Below are 17370 nucleotides of genomic sequence, written 5' to 3'. Positions count from 1 at the left end.
CCCCCCTCCCCCCTGCACCTTCCCGCTGGTCACCGATTCGAACGAAAGGTTCCGATCATGGGGCACGAGAGCTTCCGACCCGGCACCAGGCACGTCCGCTGCCTCGGCGTCGGCGTGGGCCCGGCCAACCTGAGCCTGGCGTCGCTGCTGCACGGCAGGCCGGACGTACCCAACCTCTTCCTCGACCGCAAGGAGTCCTTCGGCTGGCACGACGGCCAGCAGATCCCGGGCACCACCCTCCAGGTCTCCCAGTTCAAGGACCTGGTCAGCCTCGCCGACCCGGCCAGCCCCTTCTCGTTCCTGGCGTACCTGCACGCCAAGGGCCGCGTCTACCACTTCCTCAACGCCCAGTTCGACGACGTGCCCCGGCTGGAGTTCCGCAACTACCTGGCGTGGGCCGGCCGCCGCAACGAGAACGTCGTCTTCGGCGAGGGCGTGCGCGCGGTCGCCTTCGACGACGACCGGCAGGTGTTCACCGTCGACACCGACCGCCGCACCGTCACCGCGGACAACGTCGTCGTCGGCGTCGGCAGCCGACCCTGGGTGCCGCCGCAGGGGGCGGACCTCCTCGGCCCCACCCAGTTCCACGTCGCCGACTACCTCGGTTCGGCCCGCGACGTCGGCGGCAAGCGCGTCGTCGTCATCGGCGGCGGCCAGTCCGGCGCCGAGGCCTTCCTCGACCTGATCTCCCGCAGCGGCTGGGAGCTGCCCCGTCGCGTCTCGTGGATCTCCCGGCGACCGAACTACCTGCCCATCGACGACTCGCCCTTCACCAACGACTACTACATGCCCAGCCACGCCGACTACTTCTACGGGCTGCCCCGCGAACGCCGCGAGGCCATGAACTCCCGCAACCTCCTGACCAGCGACGGCATCTCCGAATCCACCCTGCGGGAGATCTACCAGAGCATCTACGTCCACCGGTTCGTCGAGGGCAACGAGGACCTGGTCGCCCTGCACCCGAGCCGCGAGGTCTTCGGCGTCAGCCCCGGCCCGTTCGGCGGCTGGGAGGTCGGCGCCCGCCACACCGGCGAGTCCGACTCCGTGGAGAAGTTCGAGGCGGACATCGTCGTCTGGGCCACCGGCTACCGGCCCGCCACCATGGACTTCCTCGCCCCCGTCGCCGACCGCCTGGAGCGCGAGGGCGACGAACTGCGCGTCGACGAGGACTACGCCGTCCGCTGGGACGGCCCCGCCGACCGCCGGATCTTCATCCAGAACGGCGTCCGCGGCCAGCGCGGACTGGCGGACCCCAACCTCAGCCTCAACGCCTGGCGCAGCCGGCGCATCGCCGACCGGCTGTGCGGCGTACGGGGCGACGAGCAGCTGTCCTCGTTCATCGAGTGGTCCTCCAAGGTGCCCCAGGACGAACGGTGGAGCGCCTGATGCCCGCCGACCGCGGTGCGCGGCGCACCGCCGACAGCAGCGCCGACAGCAGCACCGGACCCGGCATACCCGCGACGGGCGCCGCGTCCGCCGCGCCCGTCGCGTCCCCCGGCGGGCCCGCCCGTGCCCGTACCGACGTGGCCGTCGTCGGCGCCGGAATACTCGGCGTCCTCATCGCCCGCGAGGTCCTCTCCCGGAACCCCCGCGCCACCGTCACCGTCCTCGACCGCGACATGACCGGCTCCGGCGCCACCCGCCGCTCCGCCGGACTGCACTTCCCGCGCGGCGCCAACGAAACCGTCCGCACCCTCGCCGCCGAGAGCCAGCGCTTCTACGAGGACCTCCGCACCGCCCGCCCCGACCTGCCCATCCACCCGCTCGGCATGACGGTGCTCGCACCCGAACGGGCCGAGGAGGACCTGCGCGAGGTCTACCTCCCCGAGGCCAAGCTCCGCTGGACCGCCGAACTGCCGGCCGTCGTCCCCTCCCTGCCCCGGGGTCACGGCGCCTGGGAGGGCGACGGCTGCCAGTACGCCGACGTCCACGCGCTGACCCAGCGCCTCGCCGCCGACCTGCGTCCCGCCGTCACCTTCCGGGAGGGCGTCGAGGTCACCGCGCTGGCCTCCGGCCCCGGCGGCACCCGCCTGACCCTGACCGGCGGCGCCTCCCTCGACGCCGGACACGTCGTCCTCGCCCCCGGGCCCTGGCTCGCCGCGCCCGCCTGGCGCGAGCTCGTCGCGCCGCTCGGCGCCCGCGTCAAGAAGATCGTCGCCCTGCACCTCGACGTGCCCTGCGCCCCCGGCGACCGGGCCGTCGTCCTGCACGCCGAGGACGCCTTCCTGCTGCCCCTGCACCACCGGGGCCACTGGCTGTTCAGCTACACCTGCCAGGAGTGGGACGTCGACCCCGACACCGTCGACCCCGCCCTCACCGCCGGCCACCTGCGCGACGCCCGCGCCCTGCTCACCCGCTACGCCCCGGGCCTGGCCGCGCACTGCCGGTCCGGCCGGGTGTTCTGCGACGCGTACGGGGCCGCCGGCACCCCGGTCGTCACCGCGCTGGACCCCTACGGCCGGCTGCTGTTCGCGGGCGCGGCCGGCGGCTCCGGCTACCGCCTCGCGCCGGCGCTCGCCGCCCGCGCCGCCGATCTGATCCCGTCCCTGCCACCTCGCGCGTCCCTTCCGTCCCGCCCGTCCCCGCGAAAGGCCACGACATGATCATCGCCAGTTATGACGCCGACGTCCTGGAACAGGCGTTCGGCATCGACATGAGCGGTGTGGAGGGCCTCGGCACACCCGCCGGCTGGGGCCGGATCGCACCCGGTCGGGCCACCGACCACCACCGCCACGACGAGACCGAACTGTTCGTGATCACCGCCGGGCAGGGGGAGTTCGTCATCGATGGCGAACGCCACCCGGCCGCCCCCGGCACCGTCGTCCTCTTCGAACCGTTCGAGTCGCACGTCCTGGAGAACACCGGCGGCCCCGACGCCGGGGACCTCGTCTTCTTCACCCAGTACTGGCGCGACGCCGAACGCGCCGCGGTCTCCGCCGCCGACCCCGCCCGCAAGGGCTTCGGCGACCGGCCCGTCTTCGTCTTCTCCACCCCGCCCACCCCCAACGGCGACCTGCACCTCGGCCACCTCGGCGGCCCCTACCTCGGCGCCGACGCCTTCACCCGCTACCAGCGCATGAACGGCGCCGAGGCCTACCACCTCACCGGCAGCGACGACTACCAGAGCTACGTCCTCGGCGCCGCCCGCGCCGACGGCCGCACCCCCGCCGAGACCGCCGCGCACTACAGCGCCGAGATCGCCGAAACCCTGCGGCTGATGGACATCCCCCTCGACCAGTACACCGTCACCGACCAGGACCCCGACTACCGAGAGGGCCTCCAGGACTTCTTCGGCCGCGTCGTCGCCTCCGGCGAGGTCGCCGTCACCGCACACGACGCCCTGCACGACGCCACGACCGGCCAGTACCTCTACGAGGCCGACGTCAAGGGCGGCTGCCCCGGCTGCGCCAACCCCACCAACGGGAACATCTGCGAGGAGTGCGGCGAACCCAACACCGTCACCGACCTCACCGACCCGCGCTCCGCCCTCTCCACCGCCGCGCCCCGCAGCACGCCGACCGCCCGCTGGACGCTGCCGCTGCACACCTTCGCCGGCGAGGTCCGCTCCCACCACCGCACGGGCCGCGTCCCCGCCCGGCTCCGCGAGCTCGCCGACCGCCTCTTCCGCCGCCCCCGCGTCGACATCCCCCTCACCCACCCCTCCCACTGGGGCGTGGAACCCCGCGAGACGGCCACCGAGGGCCAGGTCATCTGGGTCTGGCCCGAGATGAGCTACGGCTTCCTGCACGGCATCCAGTCCCTGGGCGCCCGCCTCGGCCGGTCCTGGCGGGCCGCCGAACCGGCGCCCGACTGGAAGATCGTCCACTTCTTCGGCTACGACAACAGCTTCTACCACTCGGTGCTCTACCCGGTCCTCTACCGGCTCGCCTTTCCCGGCTGGAACCCCGACATCGACTACCACGTCAACGAGTTCTACCTCCTCGAAGGCGCCAAGTTCTCCACCAGCCGGCGGCACGCCATCTGGGGCAAGGACGTCCTCGGCCCCGACACCGTCGACGCCGTCCGCTACTTCCTCGCCGCCACCCGCCCCGAGGGCCTGCGCACCGACTACACGCGCGTCGCCTACGAGGCCACCCTGAACGACACCCTCATCGGAGCCTGGCAGCACTGGCTCACCGACCTCGGCGCCCGCGTCGCCAAGCACCACGACGGGCGCGCTCCCGACGCCGGCAACTGGACGGCCGAGCACTCCGCGTTCCTCGCCCGGCTCGGAACCCGCCTCAACGCCGTCACCGCGGCCCTGGAGAACGACGCGTTCTCCCTCAACCAGGCCGCCGCCGAACTCGACGGCATCGTCCGCGACACCCTCCGCTTCGGCCGTGCCGAAGGCCTCCTCACCGACACCCCGGGCTGGGAGGCGGAGAACCGCACCGCCGTCGCCCTGGAACTGGCGGCCGCCCGCCTCCTCGCGCACGCCGCCGCCCCCGTCATGCCCCGCTTCGCCGCCCGGCTCGCCGCCGCCCTCGGCCAGGACGCCCCGAGCACGTGGCCCCGTACCGTCGAACTCCTCACCCCCGGCAGCGCCGTCGACCTCGCCGACGCCGTGTTCTTCCAGCCGTCGCCCGACGCCGGACCGGCCGCCGCGGGCGCCGCCGAACCGGCCGCCGAACCCGCCCTGACGCCCTGGCTCACCCACATCGCCCGTACCGTCCTGCGGCTAGGCGACGACGAGCCGATCGCCGACCGCACCCTGACCCAGCTCGCCGCCGGCTCCCTCCAGGCCGTCACCGTCCAGTACCAGATCCTCGACGCCCTCGACGTCGACCTGTCCATGGACGAACTCCTGCACGGCGGCACCCTCGCCGAACTCGCCGCCGTCATCGCCGAACGCGCCGAACCCGCCGCCGTCACCGCCCTGACCTCGGGAGAGCCCCGATGAACCACCTCCAACTGCTGCGCGAAATGGGCCGCCGCGGACTGTCCGTCACCCTCACCGACGGCGACCTGCGCATCCAGGGCAACCGCGACCGGATGGACCCCGAGTTCATCGCCCGCGTCAAGGCGGCCAAGCCCGCCCTCGTCGCCCACCTCGCCCGGGAGGCCGAGCACGGCCCCGGCTTCCCCCTCACCCCCCTCCAGCGCGGCTACTACGCGGGCCGCAGCGGGGTCTTCGAGGTGGGGGACGTCGCCAGCCACGTCTTCCACGAGATCGAGGGCCACTGGGACGTCGACCGACTCCAAACCGCCCTCGCCGGCGTCGTCGCCGCGCACAGCGCCTTGCGCTCCCGCTTCCTGTCCGCGGACCGCCAGGTCACCGAACACGCCGACCACGGACCCCGCATCGGCGTCCTCGACCTGCGCGCCCACACCCCCCGACAACAGGAACTCATCCGCGCCGAACTCCGCGAGATGCGCTCCCACCAGGTACTGCCCGCCGACCAGGCCCCGCTGCTCACCGTCGACGTCACCTTCCTCGCCGACGACCGGATGGTCCTGCACGTCGGCCACGACGGCCTCGTGATGGACGGGATCAGCATGTTCCTGTTCTTCCGCGCCTGGTGGCACGCCTACCGCAGCCCCGCCGCCGACGCCCCCGAGGAGGTCCCTTGCGAGGAACTCCCCTTCGAGGACTACGTCGCCGCCCTCGAAGCCGCCCACGACCGGGCCCCCGCCCGCCGCTCCCGCGACTACTGGACGGCCCGCGCCGACGACCTCGCCCCCCACCCCGACCTGCCGCTGCGCACCAGCCCCGCCGCCCTTTCCGGCTCGCGGTTCACCCAACGCGCCGTCCGGCTGGACCGTCCGGCCTGGAACGCGCTCAAGGAACGGGCCGCCGAGGCCGGACTGACGCCCTCCGCCCTGCTGCTCGCCGCGTACGCCGAAACCCTCGCCACCTGGGGCGCCGGCGAACGCTTCACGCTCACCACCACCGTCGCCAACCGGCCGCCGATCCACCCCCGGATCTTCGAGGCCATCGGACCGTTCTCCGACACCCTCCTCGTCGAGGCCGCCACCGACCGGAGCCTGACCTTCGCCGAACGCGCCCGCGCCCTCCAACAACAACTGCACACCGACATGGACCACCGGCACTTCTCCGGCATCGAGGTCCTCAAGGAACTGGCCCGCCGACGCGGCGGACTGGCCGGCGCCCGCATGCCGTACACCTTCAACAGCGCCATCGGACACGTCAGCAGCGAGGTCGACGGCTCGACCCTGGAACTGTTCGGCAAGGAGGTCTTCTCCGTCAGCCAGACCCCCCAGGTATGGCTGAACGCCTTCGCCATGGAGCAGCACGGCGGGCTCGTCGTCCAACTCGACGGACTCGACGAACTGTTCTGCGAGGGCCTCCTCGACGACCTGGCGCACGGCTACACCACCCTCCTCGAAACCCTCGTCGACGCGCCCGCATGGCAGCGCCACGGCTTCGACCTGCTGCCGCCCGCGCAACGCGCCCGCCGGCTCGCCGCCAACGACACGGCCGTCGCCCTGCCCGACGAGATGCTCGGCGACGCCATCGTCGCGCGGGCCGCCCGCACCCCCGGAGCGCCCGCGATCCTCACCGCCGACCGGACCGTCCGCTACGGCGAACTCCTGCACCGGGCCGCCACCGCCGCCGGCTGGCTGCGCGCCCACGGGGTGGGCCGCGGCGAACTCGTCGGCCTCGTCATGCGGCGCGGACCCGAGCAGATCATCGGCATCCTCGCCACCGTCCTCGCCGGGGCCGCCTACCTGCCCGTCGACGCGGGCCTGCCCGCCGCCCGGCAGGACTACATGCTCGCCGACGGCCGGGTGCGGTGCGTGCTCACCGACACCGCCCCGCCCGACACCGGACTCCGCGCCTCCCTGCCCACCCTCGACCTCACCGGACCCGCCACCGGCCGCGCCGAGGTCCCCGACCGGCTGCCCGGCTCCCACCCCGACGACCTCGCGTACGTCCTCTACACCTCCGGCACCACCGGAGCCCCCAAGGGCGTCATGGTCACCCACCGCAACGTCACCAACGTCGTCGCCGACTGCCACACCCGCTTCCGGATCACCCCCGACGACCGCTTCTTCGCCATCAGCGCCTTCAACTTCGACCTCTCCGTCTGGGACGTCTTCGGCGCCCTGTCGGCGGGCGCGGCCCTCGTCATGCCCGACCAGGACAAGGCCGTCGACACCGCCCACTGGCTCGACCTGTGCCGACAGCACGGGGTCAGCGTGTGGAACTCCGTCCCCGCCATCGCCGGACTCCTGCACGAGCAGGCCCGCGCCGACGGCTCACCGCCGCCCGCCCTGCGCCTCGTCATGATGAGCGGCGACCGGATCCCGCCCGAACTGCCGGCCGCGCTGCGCGTGATGACGCCCGGCCTGGAGGTGGTCTCCCTCGGCGGCCCCACCGAGACGACCATCTGGAACATCCTGCACCCCGTCGGCGAGGAGGAGGACGGCAGTGAGTCCATCCCGTACGGGCGGCCCAACGCCAACAACCGCGCCTACGTCCTGGACCGGGACGGCCTCGACGCCCCCGACTGGGTCACCGGGGAGATCGTAGCCGCCGGCACCGGCCTCGCCCGCGGCTACTGGGGCGACGAACAGCGCACCGCCGAACGGTTCTTCACCGACGAGGCGCGCGGCGAACGCCTCTACCGCACCGGCGACCTCGGCCGGTACCTGCCCGACGGGAACATCCAGATCCTCGGTCGCAGCGACTTCCAGATCAAGATCAACGGATATCGCATCGAGGCCGGCGAGGTCGAGACCCGGCTCGCCGCCCTCGCCGACGTCACCCGGGCCGTCGTCGCCGCGCACGGCAACCGGCTCGTCGCCCACCTCGTTCCCGCCGGCTCCCACCGCCCGCACCTCGACGAGGTCCGCCGGGCGCTGCGCGCCGACCTGCCGGACTACATGCTGCCCGCGACGCTGGTCTGGCACGGCTCGCTGCCGCTGACGAAGAACGGCAAGGTCGACCGTACGAAGCTGGCCGCGCTCGGCGCCGAGGAACCGGCGGCGCCCGCCCCGCAGGCGGGCGGCAGCGCCCCCGCCAACCAGGCCGAGAAGGTGCTCTGCGACATCTGGTCCACCGTCCTGCGGCGCCCCGACGTCGGCGCCCTCGACACCCTCGCCTCCCTCGGCGGCGACTCCATCGCGGCGGCCCGGATCCTGACCGCGGCCCGCAAACGGTTCGGCGTCACCCTCACCCTCGACCGGTTCGCGGAGGTCGACACCGTCCGCGCCATGGCCGCCGTACTGCGCCCGGAGGTGCCCCGATGACCGGCGCGACGCCCGCACCGGCGCCCGCCCGCCCCGAGGCCGCAGGCGCACCGGCCGCCGGGCCCGACACCCTCCGGCGGATCATCGACGGACCGCCCGCCGCCGGCAGCATCTCCGTCGCCCGCCTCGACGGCACCCGCACGATCGAACTGCGGGAACTGTACGAACGTTCCGGCCGCCTCGCCCACCACCTGCGCGACGCCCACGGCATCGGCCCCGGCGACCGCATCGGGATCCTCGCCGCGAACAGCCTGGAGTGGGTCCTGCTCGACCTGGCCGCGCTGCGCCTCGGCGCGCAGACGGCCGGCTTGGAGCCGGGCAAGTTCACCCCGTCCGCCGAGCTGATGGACCGCTACGGCCTGCGCCTGCTGTTCACCGACCGGGCCGCCCCGACCGGGCCCGCCCAACCGCCGGCCGACCCCGCCGACCCGTCCGCCGAGCAGCACCTCGCGTGGCCGGCCGGCGTCCTCGGCACCGACCCGATCCTCGGCCTGACCGAACCGGACGGCGCCCCCGACCGGCCCCTGCCGCCCGTCCACTGGGGGTTCCTGGACGTCACCACCATCAAGTTCACCTCCGGCAGCACCGGCGTCCCCAAGGGGCTCGGCGCCACCGCCGGCAGCATCGACAGCTCCCTCACCGCCGTCCAGGAGATCTTCGCGCACGGCCCCGGCGACGACCTCTTCGTCTTCCTCCCGCTCTCCCTGCTCCAACAGCGCTACTGGGTGTACTCCGCGCTGCTGCACGGCCACGACGTCACCCTCACCACCTACGAAGCCGCCTTCGCCACCCTGCGCCGCGTCCGTCCCACCGTCGTCATGGGCGTACCGGCCTTCTACGAGAGCGCCCGCCGGCAGATCGAGGGCCGGCTGCGCCGCTCCGCCGGCCAGGACCCGCGCAAGGCCGCCCGGGCCCTGTTCGGCGACCGGATCCGCTACCTGTGGACCGGCTCCGCCCCCGCCTCCCCGGCCGTGCTCCGCTTCTTCACCGACGTCGGCCTGCCCCTCTTCGAGGGCTACGGCCTCAACGAGACCTGCATCGTCACCAAGAACCACCCCGGCGCCCACCGGGAGGGCAGCGTCGGCCGGGTGGTGCGCGGCAAGGAGGTGCTGATCGGCGAGGACGGCGTCATCAGCGTCCGCAGCACCCACCCCGTCAACAACCACTACGCGTACGCCCTCCCCGGCGACACGGAGAAGGTGTTCGACGCCGACGGCACCGTCCGCACCGGCGACCTCGGCCGGCTCGACGAGGACGGCTACCTGTTCGTGCGGGGCCGCGCCGACGACGTCATCGTCCTCGACAACGGCAAGAAGGTCATCGTCCGGCCGATCGAGGAACTGATGCGGGCCGACCCGGCCGTCGCCGAATGCGTCCTGTTCAGCCCCACCCAGACCGACCTCGTCGCCGTGGTGTCGCCGGCCGCGCTGCCCGCCGACCGCGCCGCCATAGCCGCCCGCCTCGCCGTCGTCAACGCCGCCGGCGGACCCGACGAGCGGATCAGCCGGGTCCTCGTCGCCGATCCGCCGTTCAGCATCGACAACGGCCTGTTGACCTCGCAGTACAAACCCAAACGGCCCGCCATCGCGGCCGCCCACCACATCCCGCTGCACGACCAGGAGGCCGGAATCCATGCCTGACACCCAGCTCGTAGAAGAGGCCGCCCGCGCCCAGCTGTCCCTCGTCCTGATCCCCGAGGTCGAGCCCGAGGACCTCGACCTCGACGCCGACATGGTCGCCGCCTACGGCCTGACCTCCCTCAACAAGGTCCTCTTCCTCACCGAGGTGTGCGAGGAGACCGAAGTGGACCTCGCCCACTTCACCGAGCACGACCTCGCCGTCATGCGTACGCTGCGCGACGTCACCGACGCCCTCACCCGCCACCACGCGACCACCGGAGCCTGAACCATGAGCTCGACCGACCACGCCGCCTCGACCGACCACGCCGCCTGGGCCGACCACGCCGCCGCCGTCCTGGAGAACGACCGGGTGCGCCTCACCCCGATCACCGAGGCCGACCGCGAGGGCGTCCGGGCCGTCGCCATGGACCCGGCCATCTGGCGCTACTTCGTCGCCGCCGTCGAGACCGAGGCCGACTTCGAGTCCTTCTTCGACGTCAACCTCGCCGACCACGCCGCCGGCCGCCGCGCCGTGTACGTGATCACCGACAAGGAGAGCGGCCGCATCGCGGGCAGCATGAGCTTCGGCAACATGGCGGAGGCCGACCGCCGGTTGGAGATCGGCTGGTCCTGGCTCGGCCGGGACTTCCGCGGCCGCGGCGTCAACCACTGGGCGAAGGCGCTGCTGCTGACCCACGCCTTCGAGGTGCTCGGTGTCGAACGCGCCGAGTTCAAGACCGACGTCCTCAACGTCCAGGCCCGCCGCGGCCTCGCGAACATCGGCGCCACCGAAGAAGGCACCCTGCGCAGCTACAACTTCATGCCGGGCGGCCGCCGCCGCGACGCCGTCTTCTACAGCGTCCTGCGCGCCGAGTGGCCGACCGTCCGCGAGGCCCTCGCCCGCGGCCCGAAGAAGGCCGTACCGGCGTGACCGCCGGCGGCATCACCCTCATACGGGCCGGCGGCGCCCCCCGCGACATCGGCCGCGCCCACGGCCGGGCACTCGCCGCCCCCCTGCGGGCCTTCCTCGACGACGGCCTGGCCCGGCTGAACCACCTCGGCGCACGACCCCGGACCCTGTCCGACCTGCTGCCGACCGTCTCCGCCCACCGGGCGGAGGTGGCGGCGGCCCTGCCCGACCTCGCCGAGGAGGTCGCGGGCCTCGCCGAGGGCGCCGGGATCGGCGAGGACGAGGCCTGGCTGCTCCAGCTCCGTCGCGAAATCATGGGCTACTCCAAGGTCCGCACGGCCGGCGACTGCACCACCTACGCCCGCACCACCGCCGGCGGCGCACCCGTCCTCGCCCAGACCGTCGACCTCAACGGGAACCTCGACAGCCACATCGCCGTCCTGGAGACCGCCCGCGCCGGCTCACCCCGCCGCTCGCTGGTCCTCAGCTTCGCCGGGCTCCTCGGCTACCTCGGCCTCAACAGCGACGGCCTGGCCGTCGGCCTCAACCTGGTCCTCGGCGGCACCTGGCGCCCCGGCGTCCCCCCGTACCTCGCCATCCGCCACCTCCTGGACCGGGCCGGCGGCGTCGACGATGCCCTCAAGATCCTCGCCGACCTGCCGCTGGCCAGCTCCCGCTCCCTCATGCTGTGCGACCCCGAGCGGGCCCTGTACGTCGAACACCTCGACGGGGAACTGCGCGTACGGGAAGCCGGACCGGGCGGCCTCGCCCACACCAACCACTTCCTCCACCCGGACTTCGCCCCGGCCGACGAGCTGAACGTGTTCGCCCGGAACTCCTCGGTGCGCCGACTGCGCGCGGCCGACGCCGCGCTCGCCGCACTGAACGCCGACGCCGGCGCCGAGGACCACTTCGCGCTGCTCGCGAAGGAGCCGCTGCGGGTCCCCGACCGCGGGGACATCCGGGCGGAACGCACCGTCGCCGCCGTCGTCATGCACCCGGCCGCCGGCCGGCTCCACGTCCGCCCCGGCGACCCGGCGCTCTCCGCCACGCAGGTGTTCTCCCTGTAGGCCGCCCCTTCCGCGACGAAGGACCGTACCGATGGAAGCCATGGAAGGAGCACGATGGACGCATGGCTGGTCGACCTCGACCGGGTGGACCCCACCGACATCAGCGCGCACTATCCCGAGGGCCTCACCGAGGACGAGCTGCGGCGCGGCGCCGAGTTCGTCCACGCCCGGGCCGCCCACCGCTTCTACCGCGCCCGGCTCACCGTCCGCCGGCTGCTCGCCGAACGCCTCGGCGTCCCCGCGTCCGAGCTGCGCATCCACTACGACCCGGCGGGCAAGCCGTACCTGCCCGACCAACCCGGTACCCACATCAGCTGGTCCCGCTCCGACGGGCTGCTGCTGCTCGGGGCCACCGAGACCGGGCCGGTGGGGGTGGACGTGGAACTGGTCCGTCCGGCCACCACCAACCTGGACGTGCTCACCTTCGTCTACCCGGGCGTGCCGGCGAGCGCGACCCCGGAGACCTTCTTCCACGCCTGGACCCTGCTGGAGGCCGCGGTCAAGGCCACCGGCCGGGGCCTCACCGACGGCGCCCGCGAGGTCGACCTGGACTTCGGCCCGGACGGCGCCGTCACCCTGCGCGGGATCAACGGCCACGGCCGCGCCCCCTGGCACGGCCGGACCGAACTCCGCCCGACCCGTCGTGACGCGCCCTGGGCCATGACCGCCTTCGTGTCCCGGGACCTCGCCCCGGTCACGGTCCTGCCGTGGCCGGACCGGGACCGCGACGGGGACCGCGACCGGGGCCTCGACGGGGACCGCGACCGTGCTCGGGGGGCCCTGCTCACGCGGCCCCGCTGAGCGCCCCCGTACCCGCCGGGCCGGCCGGCACCGCCGTGCCGTCCGCGGCGATCGCGGTGAAACCCGTGTACGGAACCAGCGCGGGCGGCACGTTCACCGAGCCGTCCGCGCACTGGTACTGCTCCAGGATCGCGACGAGGGTCCGGCCGATCGGCAGCGCCGAACCGTTCAGCGTCGCCGCGAACGCCTTGCCGCCGTCCCGGTCGCGGACCCGGATGCCGGCCCGGCGCCCCTGGAAGTCCCCGCAGTCGGAGCACGAGGAGATCTCCCGGTAGGTGCCCTGGCCCGGCAGCCACACCTCGATGTCGTACGTCCGCCGGGCGGCGAACCCGAGGTCCCCGGCCCGCAGTTCCACCACCCGGTGCGCGAGCCCCAACCGGCGCAGCGCGCTCTCCGCGTGCCCCACCAGCAGCTCCAGCTCCTCCCGCGACCGGTCGGGATGGCAGATCCGTACCAGTTCGACCTTCTCGAACTGGTGCAGCCGCACCAGCCCCCGGGTGTCCCGCCCGTACGAGCCCGCCTCCGCCCGGTAGCAGGGCGTGAACGCGGTCAGTGACAGGGGGAGTTCGGCGTCCTGGAGGGTCTCCCCGCGGTACAGGTTGACCAGCGGCACCTCGGCCGTCGGGATCAGCAACAGCTCCCGGTCGGCGGCGTCCGTCGCGAACAGGTCGTCGGCGAACTTCGGCAGCTGCCCGGTGCCCGTCATCGTCTCCCGGTTCACCAGGTGCGGCACGCCGTGCTCCACGTACCCGTGCTCCCCGGTGTGCAGGTCCAGCAGGAACGACGCCAGCGCCCGCTCCAGCCGGGCCCCCGCGCCCCGGGTCACCGCGAAGCGCGAGCCCGACAGCTTCGCGGCCCGCACCGGGTCGAGGATGCCGAGCCGGGTTCCGACGTCCACGTGGTCGCGCGGGGTGAAGTCGAAGCCCGGAGGTTCACCGAAGACCCGCCGCACCACGGGCGGATCCTGCTCGGTGCCGTCGGGGACGTCCGGGTAGGGCCGGTTGGGGACGGCCAGCAGCAGCGCGTCCAGCGACTCCTGGGCCACCCCCAGCTCCTCCGACACCGACCGCAGGCGCTCCTTGGCCTCCTGGATCCGGGCGCGCCCGGCCGCGTCGGGCCGCACCCCGCTGCGGGCGGAGCGGTTCTGCTCCGCCCGCAGCTTGTCGCGTTCGGCGATGAGCCGGGAGCGCAGGTCGGTCAGCTCGCGCAGGGCGGCGCGGTCCAGGTGGTGTCCGCGGCGGGCCAGGTCGGCCCCGGCCGCGTCCTGCAACAGGGCGTGCGGGTCGTGCATGACGGCTCCTCGGTCCTCGTCGGTGACGCGATGGCGCGGTGACGTGCGCGGTGACGCGGTGACGTGCGCGATGGCGCGGTGACGTGCGCGGCGGCGCCCGCCGTCAGCGGCTCACCGCGGGTGGTTGCGGATGATGTCGACGGCCTCCGGGATGCCCATGTACGGCAGCCGCACCTCCGCCATGTCGTCGGTCCACCGCTCGGCGAGGTCGTAGCGCTGCTTCGGGGTGGTCTCCAGCAGCTTGCAGCCGGGGAAGACCTCGTACCCGTCCAGCAGCTCGGCGTGGGCGAACATGCCCTCCTGGAACAGCTCCTCGCGTTCCAGTACGAACTCCTCCGACGGCAGCTCGTCCCACAGCTGCCGGCCGCGCCGGATCAGCTCGATCAGCCGCGGCCGGTACGAGGGATCGCGCGCCAGGTGCTCGCGCACGATGGAGCTGCCCACGGTCAGGTGCCGGATCTCGTCGATCGAGGCGCCGCGCGCGATCTCGGCGGCGGCCGGGTCCAGGAGCGTCCACTTGCGTTCGCTGAGCTCGGCGGCGGGCGCCAGCACCCCTTCGATGACGATGGTGAACACGGCGACCGCGCCGATGAAGTCGCCCTCGTCGCGGACCACGCTCGTCGCGAACTCGGCGATCGGGTTCAACACCCGCCGCGTGTAGTCGACGCCCTGCTCCCTGATGAAGTCCAGCAGCCCCGCCGCGGGCACCCCGAGGTCCACCAGGTGCTTGCGGAAGACCATCGCGTGCCGGGCCTCGTCGACGACCTGCGTGGCGAAGAACTCCTGCTCGACGACGCCCGGCGCCCCGATCACGTAGTGGGACAGCACCTCCACCGCCCGGGACTCGGCCAGCGACCGGTTGCCCAGCTCCAGCACCAGCGCCCGGCGCAGCGGACCGTCCTCGCGCATGTGGTCGGGGGTGACGGCGTCGTGACCGGCCTCGGCCCGCCCGCGCAGGGTGCCCTGGGCGACGGCCGACAGCCAGTAGCCGAGGTCGCACTCGTCGGCGGTCAGGGTCATCTCCTGCGCGCCGTCCAGCAGGTTGGGCGCTCGGTCCCAGTCGGCCTCGACGGGGATCTGCGGAACGGTGGTCATGACACCTCGCTGGGAGAGACGGAGACGGTGGGAACGGCGGCGGGCGACGCGCCCGAGGACGCCGCGGGGGTGACGGCGGCGCTGTGCATGCGGCCGGCGAAGCTGAGCATGGGGGAGTTGACGGTGTGGCTGCCGCCCGTCACCTCGGCGAGGAGCATGTCGTGGTCGCCGACCTGGTGCCAGCCGAGGATCCGGCAGGCCATGTGGGCCAGGCTCCCGCCGAGCAGCGGAGCGCCCGTGAGCGGGTCGGTGGACCAGTCGAAGCCCTCGAACTGGGCGTCCCCGAGCGGCCGTCCCGGGTTCGCGAACCGCCGCGCCACGTCGTTCTGCGCCGAGGACAGCACGTTCACCGAGAACCGGCCCGCCCTGCGCACCAGCGAGGCGAACGTCGACGTGGGCCGCAGGCAGGCCCCCAGTACCAGCGGGTCCCGCGACAGGGTCACCACCGCGCTCGCCGTGGTGCCGTGCCGGACCCCGCCCTGGCTGACGGTCAACACCGTCACGCCCGACGCCAACCGGCGCAACGCCAGCCGGGCCGCCTCCGGATCCTCGTACCCCTCCGCGGGCGCCGTCCCCGAACGGTCCGTGAGCCAGGCCGGGTAGCGGCTCACCGGTGCGCCCCGACCGCCGCGGCGGCGCCGGGGGCGGCGGCCTGCTCCTCGTAGGGCAGCGGCACCGGGCCGTCGGTCGCCGCGCGCCGCTTGAGCATCGCCGTCACCCGGTCGACCAGCGGCGTCGGCACCGGCTCGAAGGGCAACCCGAACGGCTTGAGGAAGTTGCCGAAGACGCCCCGGTCGCCGAACACGTGGAACGGCAGCGCCAACAGCGCCCACTCGGGTCCGATCAGCCACATCCACAGCACCCCGACGAGGGCCACGCTGAGCAGGCTGTGCATCGTGTTGTACAGGACGTAGTACGCCTTGTGGATCCGCCCGTCCGGGCTGCGCCGGTAGGCGATGGCCCCCGGGATGTAGCCCAGCAGGTCGATGTAGAGGAACAGGCCGATCGCCGCGAACCACCGGATGTCCGTGAAGTGCCACAGGATCAGGCCGATCGTCACGGCGAAGGCGACCAGGTACTCGGCGCGGTGCAGGTTGAACGTGACCGGTGACTCGACCGGGTTCTTGATGTCCATCAGGGGTGTCCTTTCCGACGGGGCAGCGGATCGGGGCAGCGGGGCGGGGCGGCTGATCAGGACAGCCGCAGGGGGCTGCCGGCGAAGTAGTCGGCCAGCTCCGCGGCCACGCTCGCGCGCGACGGCGGGTGGAAGGCCAGGGCGCGGACCGCACCCGCCAGGTACGCCACGTCCGCGGAACGGATGAACGCCATCCCGCCGAGCATCTCCACGGCCTGGTCGACGGCCGAGGCCAGCAGGTCCTGCGAGGCGTAGCGGGCGGTCAGCACCGCCGCCACCGCCTCGTCGCCCTCGGTGCCGTCCTCCAGCGCCCGGGCCGCGCCCTCGACGAGGGCGACCGCGGCGTCGAGCCGGACCACCAACCGCGCCCGCTCGTCGGCCGTGCCGCGCCCGCCGGCGACCACCCGGGCGACGAGCTCCGAGGCGGCGCCCACGTAGGTGGCGGTGGCGAGCAGCTCGAACCAGGTGAACCCGGCCGTCTGCAGGTCGTCGAGCCGGTCGGCGTCCTCGGGGGTGCTGTGGATGACGAGGTCGGCCGGCACGTCGACGTCGGTGAACACGACCTCGTCGCTCTGCGCGGCCGCCAGCACGGGCGTCCCCCAGAACGGTTGGGTCGTGATGCCCGGCGAGGACGCCGGAATGAGCATCAGCGCCAGACCGGAGCGCCCGTCCTCGTCCGTCACCGCCACACTGGCCGTCAGCACGTCCATCGAACGGGACAGGCTGCACGGCTTCTTCGACCCGTTGACCCGGTACCCGCCCGCGGTGCGCTCCGCGACGACCGACGGCGCCAGGATGTTCTGACTGGTGCGCCCCTCCGCCCAACCGGACGCCAGCAGCAGCCCGTCCGAGGCCACCGCCGTCATCACCTTCAGCTGGCTGGGGGTGAGCCGGTCGGTGACCTCCGCCAGCCGGAACAGCATCGCCACCGTGAAGTGGTGCATCGTCGAGGCCACCCCCAACGAGGGCGAGGCCGCGGCCACGGCCCGCTGCACCCGCACCGCCTCCAACGGCCCCGCGGCCGCGCCTCCGTACGCGGCCGGCACGAGCAGCCCCGGACCGCCGTGCTCGCGGTACAGCTCCAGCACCGGGCTGTCCGCGCTCTCCCGCGCCCCACCGTCGGCGGAGGTCAGCGGCAGGTTCTCCAGCGCGTCGAGAAGACCTGGATGGAATTGCTCGCAGATCCCGCGTGCTGTCGTCAGGGAACGCATCGGCGTTTTCTCCTCGGGCTCTCT

At 73.5% G+C, this 17370-nt stretch carries 14 protein-coding genes; 9 read left to right on the top strand and 5 right to left on the bottom strand.

The window, feature by feature from the left end; all coding sequences use genetic code 11:
- Positions 1-57 precede the first annotated feature (57 nt).
- The 9 genes from ACZ4XJ_RS34870 to ACZ4XJ_RS34830 are packed head-to-tail and all read left to right on the top strand — an operon-like array spanning position 58 to position 12614.
- Entirely contained in the window at positions 58-1386 is a 1329-nt protein-coding gene (locus ACZ4XJ_RS34870) for a lysine N(6)-hydroxylase/L-ornithine N(5)-oxygenase family protein (protein WP_468498575.1), read from the top strand.
- Positions 1386-2603 carry an NAD(P)/FAD-dependent oxidoreductase gene (locus tag ACZ4XJ_RS34865; RefSeq protein WP_468498574.1) on the top strand — a complete coding sequence of 406 codons (1218 nt, stop codon included), beginning with the start codon at positions 1386-1388 and terminating at the stop codon, positions 2601-2603. The genes ACZ4XJ_RS34870 and ACZ4XJ_RS34865 overlap by 1 nt, the downstream gene beginning before the upstream one ends.
- Entirely contained in the window at positions 2600-4900 is a 2301-nt protein-coding gene (locus ACZ4XJ_RS34860; protein ID WP_468498573.1) for a class I tRNA ligase family protein, read from the top strand. Before ACZ4XJ_RS34865 ends, ACZ4XJ_RS34860 begins: the two co-directional genes overlap by 4 nt.
- On the top strand, positions 4897-8214 hold the full coding sequence (locus tag ACZ4XJ_RS34855) for a non-ribosomal peptide synthetase (protein ID WP_468498572.1): 3318 nt from the start codon (positions 4897-4899) through the stop codon (positions 8212-8214). Before ACZ4XJ_RS34860 ends, ACZ4XJ_RS34855 begins: the two co-directional genes overlap by 4 nt.
- Positions 8211-9854, top strand: coding sequence for an AMP-binding protein (locus tag ACZ4XJ_RS34850; protein WP_468498571.1), 1644 nt, complete (start codon positions 8211-8213; stop codon positions 9852-9854). Before ACZ4XJ_RS34855 ends, ACZ4XJ_RS34850 begins: the two co-directional genes overlap by 4 nt.
- Positions 9847-10119 (top strand): acyl carrier protein, encoded by a 273-nt coding sequence (locus tag ACZ4XJ_RS34845; protein WP_281207584.1) that lies wholly within the window; start codon positions 9847-9849, stop codon positions 10117-10119. The genes ACZ4XJ_RS34850 and ACZ4XJ_RS34845 overlap by 8 nt, the downstream gene beginning before the upstream one ends.
- A 3-nt stretch (positions 10120-10122) precedes the next feature.
- Positions 10123-10764 carry a GNAT family N-acetyltransferase gene (locus ACZ4XJ_RS34840; protein ID WP_468498570.1) on the top strand — a complete coding sequence of 214 codons (642 nt, stop codon included), beginning with the start codon at positions 10123-10125 and terminating at the stop codon, positions 10762-10764.
- Positions 10761-11813, top strand: coding sequence for a C45 family autoproteolytic acyltransferase/hydolase (locus tag ACZ4XJ_RS34835; RefSeq protein WP_468498569.1), 1053 nt, complete (start codon positions 10761-10763; stop codon positions 11811-11813). The genes ACZ4XJ_RS34840 and ACZ4XJ_RS34835 overlap by 4 nt, the downstream gene beginning before the upstream one ends.
- Before the next feature lie 54 nt (positions 11814-11867).
- Complete coding sequence (locus ACZ4XJ_RS34830) at positions 11868-12614, top strand: 4'-phosphopantetheinyl transferase family protein (protein WP_468498568.1); 747 nt, start codon at positions 11868-11870, stop codon at positions 12612-12614.
- On the opposite strand, the gene serS is transcribed toward ACZ4XJ_RS34830, so the two are convergent.
- From serS to ACZ4XJ_RS34805, 5 genes are all read right to left on the bottom strand, one after another.
- Positions 12598-13905, bottom strand: coding sequence for a serine--tRNA ligase (gene serS / locus ACZ4XJ_RS34825; protein ID WP_468498567.1), 1308 nt, complete (start codon positions 13903-13905; stop codon positions 12598-12600). The two genes, ACZ4XJ_RS34830 and serS, sit on opposite strands and share 17 nt — an antisense overlap.
- Before the next feature lie 111 nt (positions 13906-14016).
- Positions 14017-15000 (bottom strand): ferritin family protein, encoded by a 984-nt coding sequence (locus ACZ4XJ_RS34820; protein WP_468498566.1) that lies wholly within the window; start codon positions 14998-15000, stop codon positions 14017-14019.
- Positions 14997-15611, bottom strand: coding sequence for a flavin reductase family protein (locus ACZ4XJ_RS34815; RefSeq protein WP_362881098.1), 615 nt, complete (start codon positions 15609-15611; stop codon positions 14997-14999). Before ACZ4XJ_RS34815 ends, ACZ4XJ_RS34820 begins: the two co-directional genes overlap by 4 nt.
- Complete coding sequence (locus ACZ4XJ_RS34810; RefSeq protein WP_362881100.1) at positions 15608-16135, bottom strand: hypothetical protein; 528 nt, start codon at positions 16133-16135, stop codon at positions 15608-15610. The genes ACZ4XJ_RS34815 and ACZ4XJ_RS34810 overlap by 4 nt, the downstream gene beginning before the upstream one ends.
- 56 nt (positions 16136-16191) lie before the next feature.
- A complete protein-coding gene (locus ACZ4XJ_RS34805) occupies positions 16192-17346 on the bottom strand; it encodes an acyl-CoA dehydrogenase family protein (protein WP_468498565.1) in 1155 nt (384 codons plus the stop codon).
- Positions 17347-17370: the final 24 nt, after the last annotated feature.

The sequence above is a fragment of the Streptomyces sp. NPDC029836 genome (assembly GCF_055574495.1).
Note: the sequence above shows the minus strand (reverse complement) of the source record. Positions and strands in the feature narration are given on the sequence as shown.